This is a genomic window from Brevibacterium senegalense (genome assembly GCF_000285835.1).
GTDB lineage: Bacteria > Actinomycetota > Actinomycetes > Actinomycetales > Brevibacteriaceae > Brevibacterium > Brevibacterium senegalense.
Genome location: NZ_HE978600.1, coordinates 103,916 through 121,109 on the forward strand (window position 1 = coordinate 103,916; position 17,194 = coordinate 121,109).

Annotated in this window: 15 protein-coding genes and 1 pseudogene; 5 read left to right on the forward strand and 11 right to left on the reverse strand. The window is 71.5% G+C overall.

The window, feature by feature from the left end:
- Positions 1-65: 65 nt before the first annotated feature.
- Entirely contained in the window at positions 66-1,346 is a 1,281-nt protein-coding gene (locus tag HGBR_RS00490; RefSeq protein ID WP_040364534.1) for an aspartate aminotransferase type Ic, read from the reverse strand.
- 125 nt (positions 1,347-1,471) lie between these two features.
- Between HGBR_RS00490 and HGBR_RS00495 the strand changes: the two genes are divergently transcribed.
- Positions 1,472-2,557, forward strand: coding sequence for an Ldh family oxidoreductase (locus HGBR_RS00495; protein ID WP_019157374.1), 1,086 nt, complete (start codon positions 1,472-1,474; stop codon positions 2,555-2,557).
- A 98-nt stretch (positions 2,558-2,655) separates the two neighbouring features.
- The gene (locus HGBR_RS15765; RefSeq protein ID WP_019157375.1) at positions 2,656-3,447 is read left to right on the forward strand and encodes a class I SAM-dependent methyltransferase; all 792 of its coding nucleotides are present in this window, start codon (positions 2,656-2,658) and stop codon (positions 3,445-3,447) included.
- Here HGBR_RS15765 and HGBR_RS15770 read toward each other — a convergent pair.
- Positions 3,368-3,868 (reverse strand): Hsp20/alpha crystallin family protein, encoded by a 501-nt coding sequence (locus tag HGBR_RS15770; protein ID WP_019157376.1) that lies wholly within the window; start codon positions 3,866-3,868, stop codon positions 3,368-3,370. The genes HGBR_RS15765 and HGBR_RS15770 overlap by 80 nt on opposite strands.
- Before the next feature lie 228 nt (positions 3,869-4,096).
- On the opposite strand from HGBR_RS15770, the gene HGBR_RS00510 reads away from it, so the two are divergent.
- Positions 4,097-5,029, forward strand: a complete 933-nt coding sequence (locus HGBR_RS00510) for an AEC family transporter (protein WP_019157377.1) — start codon at positions 4,097-4,099, stop codon at positions 5,027-5,029.
- 93 nt (positions 5,030-5,122) lie between these two features.
- On the opposite strand, the gene HGBR_RS00515 is transcribed toward HGBR_RS00510, so the two are convergent.
- The 7 genes and pseudogenes from HGBR_RS00515 to HGBR_RS00545 form a co-directional block, all read right to left on the reverse strand.
- Positions 5,123-7,228, reverse strand: coding sequence for a GmrSD restriction endonuclease domain-containing protein (locus HGBR_RS00515; RefSeq protein ID WP_026077216.1), 2,106 nt, complete (start codon positions 7,226-7,228; stop codon positions 5,123-5,125).
- A gap of 126 nt (positions 7,229-7,354) precedes the next feature.
- Positions 7,355-8,287, reverse strand: a complete 933-nt coding sequence (locus HGBR_RS00520) for a TIGR01777 family oxidoreductase (RefSeq protein WP_019157379.1) — start codon at positions 8,285-8,287, stop codon at positions 7,355-7,357.
- On the reverse strand, positions 8,284-9,012 hold the full coding sequence (locus tag HGBR_RS00525) for a TetR/AcrR family transcriptional regulator (RefSeq protein ID WP_019157380.1): 729 nt from the start codon (positions 9,010-9,012) through the stop codon (positions 8,284-8,286). The genes HGBR_RS00520 and HGBR_RS00525 overlap by 4 nt, the downstream gene beginning before the upstream one ends.
- Before the next feature lie 132 nt (positions 9,013-9,144).
- The gene (locus tag HGBR_RS15775; RefSeq protein WP_019157381.1) at positions 9,145-9,621 is read right to left on the reverse strand and encodes a transglycosylase family protein; all 477 of its coding nucleotides are present in this window, start codon (positions 9,619-9,621) and stop codon (positions 9,145-9,147) included.
- 269 nt (positions 9,622-9,890) lie between these two features.
- A pseudogene (locus HGBR_RS00535) lies at positions 9,891-11,309 on the reverse strand (excinuclease ABC subunit UvrA); the annotation flags it as partial.
- 70 nt (positions 11,310-11,379) lie between these two features.
- Positions 11,380-12,534 (reverse strand): winged helix DNA-binding domain-containing protein, encoded by a 1,155-nt coding sequence (locus HGBR_RS00540; protein WP_019157383.1) that lies wholly within the window; start codon positions 12,532-12,534, stop codon positions 11,380-11,382.
- A 7-nt stretch (positions 12,535-12,541) separates the two neighbouring features.
- Positions 12,542-12,916 carry a hypothetical protein gene (locus HGBR_RS00545; RefSeq protein ID WP_019157384.1) on the reverse strand — a complete coding sequence of 125 codons (375 nt, stop codon included), beginning with the start codon at positions 12,914-12,916 and terminating at the stop codon, positions 12,542-12,544.
- Between the two features lie 149 nt (positions 12,917-13,065).
- Between HGBR_RS00545 and HGBR_RS00550 the strand changes: the two genes are divergently transcribed.
- The gene (locus HGBR_RS00550; protein WP_019157385.1) at positions 13,066-13,407 is read left to right on the forward strand and encodes an RNA polymerase-binding protein RbpA; all 342 of its coding nucleotides are present in this window, start codon (positions 13,066-13,068) and stop codon (positions 13,405-13,407) included.
- 89 nt (positions 13,408-13,496) lie between these two features.
- On the opposite strand, the gene HGBR_RS00555 is transcribed toward HGBR_RS00550, so the two are convergent.
- Entirely contained in the window at positions 13,497-14,231 is a 735-nt protein-coding gene (locus HGBR_RS00555; protein ID WP_026077218.1) for a polyprenol monophosphomannose synthase, read from the reverse strand.
- A gap of 200 nt (positions 14,232-14,431) precedes the next feature.
- Complete coding sequence (locus HGBR_RS15780) at positions 14,432-15,418, reverse strand: amidohydrolase family protein (RefSeq protein WP_019157387.1); 987 nt, start codon at positions 15,416-15,418, stop codon at positions 14,432-14,434.
- 56 nt (positions 15,419-15,474) lie between these two features.
- On the opposite strand from HGBR_RS15780, the gene HGBR_RS18540 reads away from it, so the two are divergent.
- Positions 15,475-17,190, forward strand: coding sequence for an exonuclease domain-containing protein (locus HGBR_RS18540; protein ID WP_019157388.1), 1,716 nt, complete (start codon positions 15,475-15,477; stop codon positions 17,188-17,190).
- The last annotated feature ends 4 nt before the right edge of the window (positions 17,191-17,194 follow it).

Here is a 17,194-nt window from a genome sequence, read left to right on the forward strand (position 1 = left end):
GTTGAACGGAGGAGGGCCGGAACCCGCACGGGTTCCGGCCCTCCTCCGATGTCCGACGCGTGCGGTCAGGCGCGGGCGCCGTCGGCCGCCTCGTACGAGGCGACGCGCACGCAGGCGGCCACGACCTCGGCGGCCTGGACGACCTCCTCGAGCGGCGGCATCGACGGCGCGATCCGGATGATCGCGTCATCGGGGTCGATCCCGTGGGGGTGGGTGGCGCCGGCCGGCGTCAGCTTGACCCCGGCCTCGGCGGCCAGCTTCACGACGTGCGAGGCCGTGCCCGGCGGGACGGCCAGCGTCACGAAGTAGCCGCCGGACGGGCGGGTCCAGGCGGCCAGGTCGTCGGGGCCCAGCTCGCGGGTGAAGACCTCGTCGACTGCGTCGAACTTGGGTGCCAGGAGCTCTGCGTGCTTCCGCATGTGCTGCCGGACGCCGTCCGGCGAACCGAAGAAGCGGGCGTGGCGCAGGTGGTTGATCTTGTCCGGACCGATCGAACCTGCGCCGGCGTGGCCGGCGAACCAGTCGATCATCGCCGCGGAGCCGCCCACGAATGCGACGCCCGCACCCGCGAACGTGATCTTCGAGGTCGAGGCGAACACGAGCGGTCGGTCCGGATGGCCGGCCTGCGCGGCGAGGTCCAGAACGTCGATCGGCTCCGGGTGGGGCTCGCGCAGGTGGTGGAGGGCGTACGCGTTGTCCCAGAGGACGGTGAAGTCCGGCGCGGCCGTCTGCAGCTCCAGGAGCGCGCGGGCGCGCTCGACGCTCAGGCTCAAGCCTGTGGGGTTCGAGTGGACGGGGACGACCCAGATGCCCTTGATCGAGGCGTCCGTTCGTGTGAGCTCCGCGATCTGGGCGAGATCCGGACCCTCGCCGTCCATGCCCACCGGGATGAGCTCGAAGCCCAGGGACGCGGCCAGCTGGAAGTGGCGGTCGTAGCCGGGGACCGGGCACAGCATGCGGACGGGCTCGCGCACCCACGGTCCGTCGGAGCCCGGACGGCCGTGCAGCAGCATGAAGCTGAGGGCGTCGCGCATGAGGGTGAGTGACGACGTGCCCTGTGCCAGCAGCTGCGCCGCGGGCACGCCCAGGAGGGGTGCGAAGATCTCGCGGATCTCCGGCAGCCCGGCGAGACCGCCGTAGTTCCGGGTGTCGGTCCCGTCCGCGGCGCGCACGTCCCCGGGGGTCACGGCGGTCAGCAGCGGATCGGCCAGGTCCAGCTGGGCGGCAGACGGCTTCCCGCGCGTGATGTCCAGGTCGAGGCCGCCGGCGGCGAACGACTCGTAGTCGGACCGCGCCGCGGCGAGGCGGTCGGCGATCTCCTGCGGAGCGAGCGAACTGAGCGACATGATGCGTCTTCCGTCCTGGGGGAGTGCGGTGAGCCGGAACACGACAATCCTAGTCTGCGAGGCTCCGGTCCTGCAGTGCGGGCACCGCCGCAGTGCCCGCACGGCCTGTGTGTAGGGTCACGACCATGAGACGCTTCCAGCCTGATTCCGTCCGCGCCCAGATCGACGAGACGCTCCGCGGCCTGGGCGCCGACGAGCGCACCCGCACCGTCTGCGCGGACGTCATGTACGACACCGACCTCATGGGGGTCGATTCGCACGGGATCTCGATGCTCCCGTACTACGCCTCGGAGATCGCGAAGGGGCACCTGGACCCCACCGCAGTGCCGGAGGTCGCGCACTCCTTCGGTGCGGTCGTGCGGGTGGACGGGAAGCGGGGTTTCGGGCACACGGGCGCCCACCTGGCCATGACGGAGGCGATCGCCGCCGCCGGCAACTTCGGCGTGGGTGTGGGCGTCGTGAACCGGACGAACCACTACGGGGCGGCCGGGTACTACGCGCGGATGGCCGCGGATGCGGGACTCATGGGCATCTCGCTGTGCTCGACCGCGAACGCCCTGCAGGTCCCGCACCGTTCGAAGCACGCGCTCATGGGCACGAACCCCATCGCGTTCGCCGCTCCGGTGCCGGGGGAGGATCCCGTGCTCGTCGACATGGCGACGACGACCGTGCCGCTCAACAAGGTGAAGGTGTACGGGCTCAAGGGCGAGGACCTGCCCGCGGAGTGGGCGGTCGACGACGCCGGTGCGCCGCTGCACGACGCGCAGGAGATCTATCGACGCCTGGAGTACGGCAAGGACGGGGGAGTGGGCCTGCTGCCGCTGGGCGGTCAGGACTTCTTCACCGGCGGCCACAAGGGCTCCGCACTCGCGACGATGGTGCAGATCCTGTCCGCCGCGCTGCCGGGTGCGGGCCAGCCGGGCAACGTCGACGGCTACCAGGACATCGGCTACTTCTTCCTCGCGATCGATCCTGCGGCATTCGGCGCTCCCGGGGACGCGGGGGAGTACGTCCGCGAGTTGCGTGAGACGATCCGCGGTCTGGAGCCCCTGGATCCGGACGAGCCCGTCCAGGCGACCGGCGACCGGGATTTCCTCACACGTGCGGAGAGGCTGGAGCAGGGCGTGCCGCTGGCGGACGCCCTCGTCGAGCAGCTGCGCGGCCTCAGCGAGGAATGGGGCAGCGGCTTCGTGCTCGTCGAGCAGCGGTGAGCGGGCAGCCGCCTGCAGCCGGGGCGGGGGACGCGGACTGGGCGGGGACGGGCCAGCGGGCAGTGCGCCCCCGCACGGGCCGGCGCCGGGAGCAGGACATGGGCACGCGCTTCGGCGCGGAGGCGGAGTCCTACGATCGCGTGCGGCCCCGGTACCCCGCCGGGATCTACGAGTGGATCAAAGCCCGCGTGGGCGGGCCGGGGACGGCTGCGGACGTGGGCGCGGGCACCGGAATCTTCGGGACGGGTCTGACGGCGCGCGGCTGGACGGTGACCGGGATCGACCCGGATCCCGACCTGCTGTGGCTGCATCCCGACCCCGCCCTCACGGGCACGGCTGAGGACCTGCCCCTGGCGGACGGGTCCTGCGACCTCGTGACCGTCGCCCAGGCGTGGCACTGGATCGAGCCGGCCGCGGCCTCGGCGGAGTTCCTGCGGGTGCTGGGAGGCGACGGCGCGGTCGCGATCGTCCTCAACCAGTTGGACGTGCGCGTCGAGTGGGTACTGCGGCTGTCGCGGATCATGCACGCCGGTGATGTCTACCGGCCCGCGTGGCGGCCGGAGCTGACCGGGTTCGGTCCGGTCGAGACGACGACGGTGCCGTTCGAGACGGAGGTGACGGTCGAGACGGTCGTCGACCTGGCGCGGACCCGCTCGTACTGGCTGCGCAGCGACGCGCACATCCGGGCGCGCGTCGAGCGGAACATCCGTGAGTTCCTGGGGGAGGAGGGCCGCCTGCTCGCGGCGGCCGCGGGGGACCACTGCGAGCAGACGGGCACCTTCCGGCTGCCGTACCTGTGCCTGGGCTACCTCAGTCGGCCGTCGGCGTCGGGTTCGCCGGGGTCCCGCTCGTCGCGGCCGGGGTGGCCGGATCAGCGGCCTCGCCGCTGATGACACCGCGCGAGGCGCCCGCGGAATGGGCGACGGAGATCTTGCGCGGCTTCGCCTCGTCCGCCACCGGGATCGTGAGCGTGAGGACGCCGTCCGCGTAGTCGGCGGAGATGCGGGCGACGGCGACGCGGTGGCCCAGTGTCAGCTGGCGGGCGAACGTGCCGGTGGGACGCTCGCGCGTGAGCCACTTCGTGTCCGCGTCCGCGACGGCCGCGGCGCGCTCCGCGCGGACGGTCAGCGTGCGGTCCTCGACGTCCACGTCGATGCTGGCGGGGTCGACGCCCGGCATGTCGATCTGGGCGACGAACGAGTCGCCGGTGCGGTAGAGGTCCATGGGCAGGCCCACGGAGTTGGGCGTGCGGGTGACGTCGGAGAAGAAGCGGTCGATGTCGCGGATCGGGTTGAAGGAGGTTGCGTTCATGGTGCGGTTCCTTTCGATCGGGAGGGACTCTCCCCGTGGGGTGCGGGAAGCGCCGTTCCTTGAGTCCAACACGCTCAACTCTACTGGTATTCCGCCTGCGGCGGGTCCAGCGAACGCACAGCAGGGGGTGGCGGTGCGTCGTCCCGTGCGCGTGCGTGATAGGACGGTGGAGGCCGGCGCGCAGGCGGCGGGGACGGTCGACGGGACGGACGACAGGGGAGTGGGACGATGACGGTGGCGTCGATCGCGGCGGCGCTCGTGCCGATCGCGGCCCTGCTGGCACTGGGTGCCGCCCTGCGGCGGGTCCGCGGCTTCTCCGACCCGGCCTTCTGGTCCGGTGCGGAGCGCCTGGCGTACTTCGTCCTCCTGCCGGTGCTGCTCTTCGTCAACATCGCGACCGTCGACCTCGCGGGGGTGCCGCTGCTGCGGGTGTCCGTGGCGGTCGTCGTGCCGACGGTCCTCGTGACGGGGCTGCTGTTCGTCCTCCACCGGGTGGTCGCGCCCACGCCGCAGGCCTTCACGTCCGTGCTCCAGGGCTCTGTCCGGTTCAACACGTATGTGGGCGTGTCGCTGGCGATCAGCATCGCGCCGGCCGACGGTGCCGCGCTCGCGGGGGTCGTGGGTGCGGTCCTCGTCCCGCTCGTCAACATCATCGCGACGCTGGGCTTCGAGGTCTTCCTCGTTGACAAGGGGTCGCTGCTGGCGCTCGTGCGGAAGATCGTCCTCAACCCGCTCGTCCTCGCGTGCGCGCTGGGGGCCGTCGCCGGTCTGCTGCCGGTCGAGGCGCCCGAGGTCGTGCTCGCCGTGCTCGATCCGCTCGCCGCCGCGGCCCTGCCCGTGGGTCTGCTGTGCGTGGGCGCGGGGCTCACGCGGATCGAACTCCGCACGCACGCGGTGGGCGTGGCCGTGGCCTCCGTCGTCAAGCTGCTGGTGCTGCCGGCACTCGCACTGGGGGCGCTCGTCCTCCTGGGCGTGAGCGGACCGGTCGCGCTCATCGCGCTCGTGTTCTGCTCGATCGGCACGGCGAGCACCTCGTACGTCCTGGCCCGTCAGCTGGGCGGGGACGCCCCGCTCATGGCCGCACTCATCGCGTTCCAGACCGTCGCGTCGTTCCTCACGCTGCCGTTCGTGCTGACCGTCGGGGCGGCGGTGCTGCTGTGAGGGTGGTGCCAGGCTTATCCGTTGTGCCCGGCCACCTAGAGAGCTGTTGGGGGTGCGGCATCGGCACGTGTTTCACTGAGCGACGGTCGGGCACTACTGGACCTGCTGCGGGGCTCGACGCAACTCGTTCAGCACGACGGTTCGGTCGGAGAAGTCGGCGCTCCAGTAGAGCCATCCGTCCTCGTCCTCGGCGCCATCTGCCCTGGCTGCAAGCCCTGGCGACGTGTGCTCGGCGTCGTTCAGCAAAATCGTGCCGTCGCCTGTGACCTCCGCAATGGAGTCAGTGCGCGCGTCGGTGGGTACGAGGTAGGTTCCCACCGGGACGGACCCTGAGAGGACCATCTGCTCGAAGGTCGGCAGAACAGGTTCTTGCGACGGAGCTGGGACGGCAGGGGGAGAGGGCCGGTAGTTCGGGTCGGACAGCTTTCGGAAGCCCTCGTGGGTCACCGCCGCGATCAGTTTGCGCCGGGCCGCGAGGAACTCTGTGTACTCCATGTCGGTCCAGCCCTCAGGCAGGGCGTGCCACCAGGTCTGCAACGCTTGCCTGTCGCCGTGGATCTTCTTGTCGGCCACTTGGTCGTGCCAATACACCGCGGGAGCCCGGTTGGAGATGTCGATGTTGTCCGACCACTCGACGAGCGCCTGGTTGGCAACCTGGTTGATCTGGCGGGTGCTCGACAACCCGAGAGGGCCCTTCAAGTAGTCCTTCGGGAATAGGTGGTGCTTCTCCACGCCCTTGACGGGACGGCGGTTGGGATCGATCCAATCTTTGACTTTCAGATTCGAGAGAAGGACGTCGGCATCGAGGATGTTCAGTGCTGCGACGTATCCGGTGTAGGCCGGGCCGGACATGTTCGAGGTGTGCAGATCTTCGGGCAGGGTCACCATCCACCAGTCCGCCGTCAGTGTGGTGGCGACGAGCGAGTCGATCGCTTCCTTGAACGTCGCAGGGGTTCGATCCAGGCCATCGAGACGGTTGAGGTCCTGCTGCGCGCGAGTCTCGGGACTTCCCGAAAAGCGCCCTGTGATCTGAGCCATGAAGTACCACCGAGCCATCACTTCCCGGAGATCGTCCACGGGCACTCCGAACTCGGTGCGGCCGATCAGCCACAGGGCGTATCCGTAGAGGACCGCGTTCTTGGCGGTGACCATGGCGCTAGTCCGGATGCCCGCTCGCTCGATCACCTTGAGGTACTCGTCCCAGTGCTTCGGGTCCAGGGCGCGAGCCTGGCCGTCCTGTAGCTTCGTCAGTTCCTTCTCGCGATTCTCGGGCACGATCTCTCGAGTGCGCGGGTCGCGACCCCGAAGGGCGTTGTAGGCATCCTGGAGGGGTGCGCGACGATTGCCCACGGCGACCACTACGCGCAACAGGTGGTTGGGGTCGAGGGTGAGGTAGGGGTTCTTCGGGGTCCACTGGATCGATCGCTCCTCCACACGCGACAGCTCCTCAGGTGTGAAGCGGGAGGCCCGCGCGAAATCCTCCAGCTGCTGACGACCCTCCTCCCAGAAAACCGAGAGCCACGTCAGGATGAAGTCGGCCGAGGACAGCTTCACCCCCTCGGAGTTGATGCGCACGAAGATGTCTGCGGCCGTCTCTCGGCTCACGTCCCTCTTCAGCTGAACGACCTGGAACTGATAGGACAGCACGCGTGCAAGACGGTTGATGGCCTCCTCGATCCGACGCTCGTCCGCGCGGGGGAGTCGTTCACCGCCCTGCGCATCCTCCAATCCGTCGATGTAGTCGGAGCGAGCGTCGATGGGGGACTCGAAGACCACTTTGATGTCGTGGATCCAGTCCGGGGAGCGCTTGATGGCAGTGTCGGGCACCGCGAACCTTTCGGTCAACGGGTTGAAGGCGATGACGATGTTCTCCTGCGAGTAGTCCTCGCGGAGGATTCGCAGTCCCTTCACGACCGCATAGAGGGACGTGAGGCGCTGCTGGCCGTCGATGACCTGCATAGATGCGGCTTGAGACTTCTCTGCCGTCCCGATGGTCCGCGAGTGGTCTCCGTCCGTGTTCTCCCAGAACATGAGTTCACCGACAGGAAAGCCCTTATACATCGAGTCCATGAGGTCGCGTGCCTTCGCGTTGGACCAGACGAACGGACGCTGGATGTCGGGAAGGCGGACCGTGCCCGAGTCGACGGCGGACACGAGATCCCGCACAGTCCACGGGTGGTGACCGAATGTGTCTGGCATGGCGATTGTTCCCTCTGTCGATCTGGCCCAGCAACACTGGCGGATGCTGTCGACCACATCATGTCATCGGTCGAGTCGGGAGAGTGGACCCGCTTGCACCTACTTAACATAATGTAGATTATCGGCTCAGCCCAGAGTGACGGGGAGAAGGCCCGGTCGGGTGTCCGAGGCGATGTGCCGCAGGGCCGTGTCGATGTCCGGGTGGGCGAACTCGAAGCCGCTGTCCACGAGGACGGCGGGGTCGACCCAGCGGCTCTTGAGGACGAGTTCCGCCTCCGTGCGGATGACCCGAGCGCCCAGACGCAGCGACCACGCCGGCAGCGGCAGGCGCGCACGCGCGCCCAGCGGGCCGCCCAGGTGGCGTCGGACCGCCCGCATGAACGCGTCGTTCGTGACCGGCGTGCGCGTCGCGACGTTGATGGGCCCCGCGAGCTCCGGGCTGACGAGGATGTGCTCGATCGCCCGGTGGACGTCGTCGACGTGGACCCACGACATCATCTGGCCGCCATCGCCCTGAGGGCCGCCGAACCCCATCCGGGCCAGGTTGACGCTGGGGCTCAGCGCGCCGCCTGTCCCCAGGACGATCGCCATCCGCAGTGCGACGCGTCTCACGCCGTCGACGGGTGCGGAGAACAGCTCGTCCTCCCATGCGCGGGCGACCGCGACGGAGAAGCCCGAGCCCAGCTCCCCCGTCTCCTCGTCCTGCGGTCGATCCCGCGCCTCGCGGTAGATGGTCCCCGTGCTCGCGTTGATCCAGACCCGCGGTGGCGCCTGGCAATCCGCGAGCGCTAGGCCCAGTGCCTTCGTCGTCCCCGTCCGCGACCGGAGGATCTCGTCCGCCGTGCGGAGGGTGTAGCGGCAGCTGACGGATCGTCCCGCCAGGTTGATGAGCGCGTCCGCGCCGTCCAGGGCGGCAGTGAGATCGTCGTCCCACGTGAGGGTCGCGTCACTCCCCCGGCCGATTGTGACGATCCGGGCGCCGTCCTCGCGGAAGCGGGCGACCAGGCGGCCTCCGATGAAGCCGCCGGCTCCCGCGATGACGATGGTGCGCTGCGTCATGTGTCCTCCTGCTCTCGTGGGGTCTCCTGCGGTGCGCTCACGCGGTCCAGCAGGTCGATCGCGTCGTCCGCGAGCCCGCGTCCCACGGGCAGTCGGGCCAGTCGGACGAGGCGGGCGATCAACGGGGCGACGCCGTCGATGAGCGTGCGGGTGCGCTGCTGGTCGGGGCTGCGATCGAGCACCCAGTGGAGCGTGAGGGCCATGTGCGCGAGCCACAGCAGTTCCGGCAGCCTCTCCCCCACGCGTCCGCCCGGAATGCGGGTGGATGCCGCGACCGTCTCCCGCATGACGTCCACGGCGGCGCTCCTCGCGGAGTCCGAGTCCGCGGAGAAGGGGCTCGTCGCACTGCCGGGCCGCAGGGCCGTCGACAGAAGGGTGTCCCCGAAGGAGTGGTACGGCGTCATGACGGTGATACCGGCATCGAGGGTGGTCCGCAGGTTGTCCGCGAGCGACCCTCCTGCCACGAGCCGCGCCCGCGCCGCCTCCCGGTGCTCCGCCTGGATGCGGCGGTACAGCTCCTGCACGAGGGCGTCCTTGCCGTCGAAGTGGTAGTAGGCGTTCCCCGTCGACACGCCCGCTTCCTGCGCGATGAGGCGCATCGTCGTCGATGCGTACCCCTGTTCGCGGAAGAGTCGCAGCGCGGTGTCGGCCACGTGGGCGCGGGTGCGCTGGGCCTTCGTCGGCGGTGCGGTGTCGCGGGGATACGGTTCTGAGTCGTCGCTCATGCTGCGACTCTACACGCTTTTGAACGCGTTCAAAAGCGTGCGCAGGCACCTTCCCGCACACGCGAAGGGCGGCGGCACGGTCCGACCGTGCCGCCGCCCTGGGGCGCTGGGTGCCCCCGAGGCCGGTGCGCCTCAGGCGCCGCCCAGCTCCGGCCTGCCGCTGGAGTCGTCGTCCGACGTGCCGTCGTCCGAACCGTCGCCGTCGTCGGCCATGCCGTTCTCCTTCGTGAGGCCGGCCTCCTCGCTGCAGACGGGCCAGGCGCCGGGTCCCTGCTCCTCGAGCGTGTTCTGCGCGATCCGGATCTGCTCCTGCTTGCTCGCCTCGTGCGGCATGCCCTCACCGCCGAAGGCCTCCCAGGTCTGGAGGGAGAACTGCAGTCCGCCGTAGTAGCCGTTGCCCGTGTTGATGCTCCAGTCGCCGCCGGACTCGCATTCGGCGACCCGGTCCCAGACGCCCTCGGAGTCGGCCGCCTGCGCGGACGGCGAGCCCACGCCCGCCGCCATACCGGTCAGGGCGATCGCCCCGGCTCCTCCCAGCAGACCGATCCGGCGCAGGGCGCCGGCCCCGGTCAGGCGGGGGCGCGTCGTCGCAGTCGCGTTCGTGTTCACGGTGTCGTTCTCCTTCGGAGCACAGGGGCGGGGCTCCCCCGTCCGGTGCGCTCCTCGCTTCAACCGACGTCGTGCGGTGCACGGCGTGCGCGGGTCCGTGTCCGGATCCGCGCCGCCTGGCACGTTAGTGACCGCACCCCGGTGGACGGAAGCCCCGACGGGCTCTGCGCCGTGTGGATTCGCGCAGAGGTGCCTCGGCGCTCCCTGACCGTCCGACGACCGGAACGTCCTCCACCCGCCCGGACGCGTCACTCCCCCACGTAGGCGGCCAGGTGCCGGCCGGTCAGCGTCGAACCGTCGGCCACGAGCTGCGCGACCGTGCCCTCGAAGACGATCCGACCGCCGTCCGCTCCGGGTCCGGGGCCCAGGTCCACGACGCGGTCCGCGATCGCGATGGTCTCCGGCTTGTGCTCGACGACGAGGACCGTGTTGCCCTTGTCGCGCAGCTGCAGGAGCAGTTCGTTCATGCGCGCGATGTCGTGCGGGTGCAGTCCGGTCGTGGGCTCGTCGAAGACGTACGTGACGTCCGTGAGCGGGGACCCCAGCTGGCGGACCATCTTGACCCGCTGCGCCTCACCGCCGGACAGCGAGCCGGAGGGGCGCTCGAGCGACAGGTAGCCCAGGCCCAGGTGCACGAGTGAGTCGAGCAGCTGGGTGAGTCCCGTCAGCAGCGGGGCGACGGACGGCTCGTCGAGATCGCGCACCCAGTCGGCCAGTGCGCTGATCTCCAGCGCGCACGCGTCCGCGATCGACATCCCGCCGATCGTCGAGGAGCGGGTGGCCGCGGACAGCCGGGTGCCCTCGCAGTCCGGGCAGGCGACGGTCGTGAAGGCGCGGTCGACGAACTCGCGGATGTGCGGCTGCATCGACTCGCGGTCCTTCGTGAACATCGACTTCCGGATCCGCGGGACCAGACCCTCGTAGGTCGAGTTGATCCCGCGGAACTTCATCTTCGTGGGCTCCTTCCAGAGGAAGTCGTCCAGCTGCTTCCGCGTGAAGTCCCGGATGGGCACGTCCCCGGGCACCAGTCCGGATTCGGAGTAGAAGCGCACCATCCAGCCGCCGGCCTTGTAGCCGGGGATCGTGAGCGCACCCTCGTCCAGCGACAGCGTGTCGTCGTACAGGGCGCCCAGATCGACGTCGTGGCTGGTCCCCGTCCCCTCGCAGCGCGGGCACATGCCGCCCACCACGGAGAACTCGCGCTTCTCGCGGGTCGTCGACCCGTCCGGCCGCTCGAGGGTGACCGCACCGGCGCCGGAGGCGGAGGCGACGTTGAACGAGTAGGCCTGCGGTCCCCCGATGTGCGGCGTCGCGATCCGGGAGAAGAGGACGCGCAGCATCGCGTTCGCGTCCGTCGCCGTGCCCACGGTGGAGCGGGGATTCGACCCCAGGCGCTCCTGGTCGACGATGATCGCGGTCGTGAGGCCCTCGAGTCGGTCGACGTCCGGACGGCCCAGTGCGGGCATGAAGCCCTGCACGAAGGCGGGGTACGTCTCGTTGATGAGCCGCTGGGACTCCGCGGCGATCGTGCCGAAGACCAGGGAGCTCTTCCCGGAGCCGGAGACGCCCGTGAAGGCGGTGAGCCGCCGCTTGGGCAGGGAGACGTCCACGTCCTGGAGGTTGTTCTCCCGTGCGCCGTGGACCCGGATGCTGTCGTGTGCGTCGGCGGAGCGGGGCTGAGTGTTCACGACGGGCTCCTCGGAGGCGTGGTGGGAGTGGAGGACGGACCTCACCGGGCGGAGGCCGGCGCGGCGGAGGTCAGGGTGCAGTGTAGGGGAAGGCCGCGAAGAGCGTCTCGAAGCGCTTCCGCTGCGCCGGGCTGATCGCGGCGACCGGGTCGAGCCGGAGCGTGCGGCGCCCGGCGGGACCCTTCCGGGTCCAGAGCCCCACGACCTGTCCCCGCCGGATCGCCGAGCGCTTGAAGACCCCGTTGTTGCCCGGCACCAGCGCATCGTGCGCGTCCTGGTCCATGAGCGCGAGCCGATCGGGATATCCCAGCATCAGCTCGTCGAAGCCGGGCAGCAGCAGTTCGCGCATCGCGTCCTTCTGCGCGGCCTCGTATTCGTCGAGCAGTCCGGGCCGCAGGTGCGCGGGTTCGTCCGTGCCGGGGATCCGGCAAGTCTCCAGCCGGTCCTCGACGAGCGGGAGGGCCGCGCGGATGAGGGTGAGGGGCAGCTTCGTCCACCAGGCGAAGTCCCGCAGCGTCGCGGGCCCGTGCGAGGTGAGGTAGCGGAGCAGCAGTGCGGCCGTCGCCGCGGTCCGGTCCCCGTCGAACCGGTCCTCGAGGCTCGACCCGTCCGGCAGCCAGGACTCCGCCGCGACGACGGCCGTGTCCGTGCCGGTCCACGGTCCGTAGGCGGCCGCACCGGTCGAGAGGAGGTGGACGAGCAGGTGGTAGCCGCGTCCGCCGGTGGGGTCGAGGCCGGCCGCGTTCCACGCCTCGAAGAGATCCGCGCGCGGGACACCGCTCCCGGTCTCCGCGTCGCCGCCCGGCCGGGAGCGCCCCTCCGTCACCGCCAGGAGGATCTCCTGCGCCCGTCCGACATCGGACTCGTCGAGACCCAGCGCGGGCCTGCGGGCGATCGCCGCCCGGATCGCGGGCTGCGCGCACAGCTGGGTCATCCACCGCAGGTCCGCGGCCGCCACTGCGAAGACTGTGCCGCGCATGGGGTAGCCGCGCACCAGGGTGCCCGCGGTGAACGCGGCCGTCACCGCATCCGTGCCTCCGGGGGTGCGCAGCGCCAGGGACGCGACCACGCCGGGCAGGTCCTGTCCCTGGTGCGCGCCGAAGGCGGCCGCGACCTGCGTGACCGCTTCCGCCCCCGTCGCCTCACTGATCCGATGCGCGGGCAGCAGCCCCTGCGCCAGGATGCGCAGGCCGATGAGGGTGCGTCGGTCGACCTCGACCGCCACGGCGGGGTCAGCCGCGCAGCAGGCGGCGGGCCTGGCGGGCGCCCACGGCGACCGTGGACTGCGCCGTGCTGAAGGCGCGGTCCGTCCGCTCGCCCTTCCCCGGGACGCGCTGGGACACGTCGCCCAGGACGCGGGTGAGGCGCTCCTCCGTCCAGTCGACCGCTCCCCCGGGCGCGGCCGCGCGGGTGGCGGTCGTGCGGGCGAAGCGGGCGGCTCCACCGGCCAGCTGACGTGCCTGCTGGGCGGCGCCCTGCGCGGTGCGGGAGGCGGTGCCGGCACCGCGCGCGAGCGTGTCCGCGGCACGGCGCAGACGCCGTCCTGCGGTCCACTCGACGGATTCGTAGACGTCGTCGGGTTCGATGGGCTCGCGCGTGCTGGTCATGGTCCCATGGTCCCCCGCCGCGGTGTTCGCGGTCAACGGCGGCGCGCGGGAATGCGCGGGGCGGGTAGACTGTTGGATTCGGTGACACCAGTACCATGCGTCGACAGCGTCCGCGGGCCGTCCCGCGGAACGGGAGAAGTGAGGATCACATGAGCGAGCGCAGCCTCAGGGGCACGCAGCTGGGATCGCGCAGCCTCGAGTCCGAGGTGGGCGTCGAGCCGGCTCCGCGCCAGCAGATCGAGTACCGCTGCGAGGACGGGCACACGTTCACGGTGCCGTTCTCCATGGAGGCGGACATCCCCGCCCAGTGGGACTCCGGCACGCACGGCATCGGGATCCGCGTGGACGGCGGCGACGTCGAGGAGACGGAGACCAAGCCGGTCCGCACGCACTGGGACATGCTGCTGGAGCGCCGGTCCTTCGAGGAGCTCCAGGTCCTCCTGGACGAGCGCCTCGCCTACCGCCGCGGGGACCTGCCGGCCTCCAGCTGAGCGCCGCGGCCCCACAGAAGGAGCCCCGCCCGGACCGTCGCAGACGGATCGGGCGGGGCTCAGTGCTTCTCGTCCCCCGGGACGTCCCGTCAGCGGGACACGAGCGAGCGCAGCTGGCGCGCCCGCCGCTGCGCTCCCCACCGCACGACGCGCACCAGGGCCTCGCCGATGATGTCGCCGTTCATCTTCGACTCCCCCAGCTCGCGCTCGACGAAGGTGACCGGGACCTCGGTGATCGTGAGTCCCGCGTCCTTGACGCGGCGGGTCATGTCGATCTGGAAGCAGTAGCCGGCGGATTCGACGTCGTCCAGGTGGATCGCCTCGAGGGTCGTCCGGCGGAACGCGCGGAAGCCCGCGGTCGCATCGTGGACGCCCAGTCCCATGAGGACGTTCGCGTAGACGTTGGCTCCGCGCGACAGCACGTGGCGGTTGCGCGGCCAGTTCACGACCGCACCGCCGGGCACCCAGCGCGAGCCGATCGCCAGGTCCGCGCCGTCGCGCACGGCGGCCAGGAGCTGCGGCAGGTCGCGGCCGCGATGGGAGCCGTCCGCGTCCATCTCGCAGATGATCTCCCAGTCCCCGGCCAGCGCCTCCCGGAAGCCCGCGAGGTACGCGGCGCCCAGGCCGCCCTTCGCGGGATTGTGGAGCACCCGCACCCGGGTGTCCTCCTGTGCGCGTGCGTCCGCCCAGTCGCCCGTGCCGTCCGGCGAGCCGTCGTCCACGACCAGGAGGTCCGCGTCGGGGACCCACCGGTGCAGCGCCTCGAGGGTGTGCGGCAGCGAGTCGATCTCGTTGTACGTGGGGATCACTACGAGTGTTCTCATCGCCGTCATCCTAGCCGAGGCCGCAGGCTCGGACCGCGGTCGCCCCGCAGAGACAACAGGCCCGGCGCGACGACCTTCGGGCCGCCTCCCCGCAGGGAGGACGTTGTCTAATGGTCGTCGTCGCCGGGCCTCGCCCCTGGGGGCGCCTGAGAGCAATCTACCGACGCTCCCCACCCGCCGCAACCGGAGCGGTGGGAGACTCAGGCCGTGCCCGAGGCCCCGGTCGCCACCTGCTCACCGCGCACCCACACCTGCGCGACCTCGGGGCGCGGCGCGTCGTCCGCGAGGTCGGGCAGACCGGGTGTCCCGGAGCGCGGGTCGGTGCTCCACGCGGCCAGCCGCTCGTCCGCGACCTGCACGACGAGCTCGCCCACGCGCCACCGCACGGCGGTGGCCTCCGCGCCCGGTGCCAGGACGCCGCCCTCGTGGCGGCCCAGCGCGCGGAAGCCGAACCGGGTGGCCGCGTTGAAGGCAGCGCGGGCGGAGATGCCGGCCTCCGTCCGGTAGACGGCCGCCGCGACGGTCTCCCACGGCTGCGCGGTGTCCAGCGCGAAGCTCACCTGCGCACCGGCGGACAGCAGCGGGGCCAGGGGCTGTGCGTGCCGGGCCGGGTCGAGCGTGAGGCCGACTCCGGTCGCCGCGAGCGACTCGACCGCGTCCGCGGGGACGGGGAGGTCCAGGTGCAGGCGCCAGAGACGGCGCTGGGACCGGGTCCGGACCTGGGGGTCGGCGAGGACCTCCAGAGCCGCGGCCAGCTGGTCCGCATCCGCGATCGTGACGTAGAGGGCGCGGTCGTCCTGCGCGTGCGCGGCGAGGTCCGCGGCGGGCAGCGAGGCCCGCTCCCCGTCCGCGCCCCGCGGATAGGCCGTGACCGCCAGTGCGGCCGGCGCGGCGGCGAGGAACGCGTCGACATGCGCGGACTCCCCCAGCACGTGGACGGAGGTGATGCCGGCGGCCAGCAGGGCGGCCGGGTCCGGATCGTCGCCGGTCAGGCGCAGGCCCGCGTGGACGAAGCCGGGCGCCACGAGATCGCCGTCCAGATCGATCTGCAGACCGTCGGCCACCGCGGCTGCCTCGTCCTCCCCCACCCACGACACCGCGGGACCCGTGAAGGCGATCGCGGTGGCGAACGGATCGGCGCTCGAGTACACGTCGCCGCGGGACAGGATCGAAGCAGTCTCAGTCATGCCGCGATCCTCTCACGCACCCGTGCGCGCGCGGCCCACCCGGTAGGGTGGCGCTCGTGACATCACCGCTGCTCGTCCTCGACACCCCCGCCCTCTACTACCGGTCGTTCCACGGTCTGCCGGACACGATCCGCTCGCCGCACGGCCGCCCGGTCCACGCGGTGCGGGGCCTGCTCGACACGATCGCGCAGCTGGTGCAGCAGTGGGACTCGCGTCGCATCATCGCCGCCATGGACGCGGACTGGCGGCCGGACTTCCGCACCGCGATCCTGCCGGAGTACAAGGCGCACCGCATCACCGACGAGGCCCGCGGCACGGAGACGCCCCCGGAGCTCGAGGAGCAGCTGCCCGTCATCTTCGACGCGCTGTCCGCCGTGGGCATCCCCATCGCCGAGGTCCCGGGCACCGAGGCCGACGATGTCATCGCCTCGATCGTCGCCCAGACGACGGACACCGAGGTCGTGGTCGTCTCCTCCGACCGCGATCTGCTGGCACTGCTGGAACCGGGGCGGCGCGTGCGGGTCCACCGTCCGCGGACCGGCGGCCGCTGGGAGACGACGGCGCCCGAAGACCTGCCGGGCCTCTACGGGGTGGCCGACGGGACCGCGTACCGAGCGCTCGCGGCGCTGCGCGGGGACCCCTCGGACGGCATCCCCGGCGCCCCGCGCATCGGCGAGAAGACCGCGGCGAAGCTGGTCGCGGGCTTCGGCGGTCTCGAGGAGATCATCGCGGCGGCGCAGGCGGGGTCGAAGGAGCACGGCCTGTCCGATCTGCGGCGGACGAGCATCCTCGAGCACGCGGACGCGGTCCGCGCGGGTGCCCGCGTCATGGAGGGGCTCACGGATCTGGATGTGCGGGAGTTCGTCGAGGAGGCCGGAGGGGCTCCCGATCGGGCCCGCGCCGTCGCCCTGGGAACGGACTGGGGCGTCGAGCGCTCCGTCGCCCGTCTCCTCGAGGCGCTGGGAGCGCCCGTCGAGTCCTCCCCCGCCCCGTCCACGGCCGCCTCGCAGACCTCCGCCGCGTCTGCGGCCGCGCCCACCGCCGGCGGGGGCGAGGCCGGCGCCGCCGTGACCGGGTGGGCGCGGAACCTCTGCGCGTTCGACCTCGAGACGACCGGTGTCGACCCGGCGACCGGACGGATCGTCTCCGCCGCCCTCGTGCCGTTCGCGGACGGAGGGGAGGGTCCGGCGCTCACGTGGCTCGTGGACCCGGGGATCGAGATCCCCGAGGAGTCCCAGCGCGTCCACGGGATCACGACCGCGCGCGTGCGCGCGGAGGGCACCCCCACCGCCCTGGCGCTGCCGCAGATCCTCGCCGCGATCGCCTCGCTGCGTGAGCGCGGCACCGTGCTGGCCGGGCACAACATCGTCTACGACCTCACGGTGCTGGCCGCCGAGGCCGTGCGCGGAGGCCTGCTGGCCGCTCCGCAGGATCTGCTGGCCGGGCTGCCGCCCGTCGTCGACACACTCGTGATCGACCGGCAGATCGACCGGTTCCGCAGGGGCCCGCGCACCCTCACCGCGGTCGCCGAGCACTACGGCGCGCCGCTCGCGGATGCGCACGACGCACTGGAGGACGCACGCGCCGCGGGGCTCATCGCCCTGGCGCAGTCCCGCACCTCGTCCGCGCTCGCGCAGCTGAGCGCCGACGATCTGCACGCCTCGCAGATCGACTGGAAGAGGGAGCAGGCGGCCTCGCTGCAGGAGTTCCTGCGTCGCAGGAGACCCTCAGCGACCGTGAACGGCGACTGGCCCCTCGAACCCCTAGACTGACGCG

What these genes read in the sequence shown, in the direction of transcription:
- HGBR_RS00515 (WP_026077216.1), bottom strand. Translation starts at nt 7,228, where the DNA reads ATGCCAGACACATTCGGTCACCACCCGTGGACTGTGCGGGATCTCGTG.
- HGBR_RS00555 (WP_026077218.1), bottom strand. Translation starts at nt 14,231, where the DNA reads ATGAGAACACTCGTAGTGATCCCCACGTACAACGAGATCGACTCGCTG.
- HGBR_RS00495 (WP_019157374.1), top strand. Translation starts at nt 1,472, where the DNA reads ATGAGACGCTTCCAGCCTGATTCCGTCCGCGCCCAGATCGACGAGACG.
- HGBR_RS00490 (WP_040364534.1), bottom strand. Translation starts at nt 1,346, where the DNA reads ATGTCGCTCAGTTCGCTCGCTCCGCAGGAGATCGCCGACCGCCTCGCC.
- HGBR_RS00545 (WP_019157384.1), bottom strand. Translation starts at nt 12,916, where the DNA reads ATGACCAGCACGCGCGAGCCCATCGAACCCGACGACGTCTACGAATCC.
- HGBR_RS15765 (WP_019157375.1), top strand. Translation starts at nt 2,656, where the DNA reads ATGGGCACGCGCTTCGGCGCGGAGGCGGAGTCCTACGATCGCGTGCGG.
- HGBR_RS00510 (WP_019157377.1), top strand. Translation starts at nt 4,097, where the DNA reads ATGACGGTGGCGTCGATCGCGGCGGCGCTCGTGCCGATCGCGGCCCTG.
- HGBR_RS15770 (WP_019157376.1), bottom strand. Translation starts at nt 3,868, where the DNA reads ATGAACGCAACCTCCTTCAACCCGATCCGCGACATCGACCGCTTCTTC.
- HGBR_RS00520 (WP_019157379.1), bottom strand. Translation starts at nt 8,287, where the DNA reads ATGACGCAGCGCACCATCGTCATCGCGGGAGCCGGCGGCTTCATCGGA.
- HGBR_RS00550 (WP_019157385.1), top strand. Translation starts at nt 13,066, where the DNA reads ATGAGCGAGCGCAGCCTCAGGGGCACGCAGCTGGGATCGCGCAGCCTC.
- HGBR_RS00525 (WP_019157380.1), bottom strand. Translation starts at nt 9,012, where the DNA reads ATGAGCGACGACTCAGAACCGTATCCCCGCGACACCGCACCGCCGACG.
- HGBR_RS15780 (WP_019157387.1), bottom strand. Translation starts at nt 15,418, where the DNA reads ATGACTGAGACTGCTTCGATCCTGTCCCGCGGCGACGTGTACTCGAGC.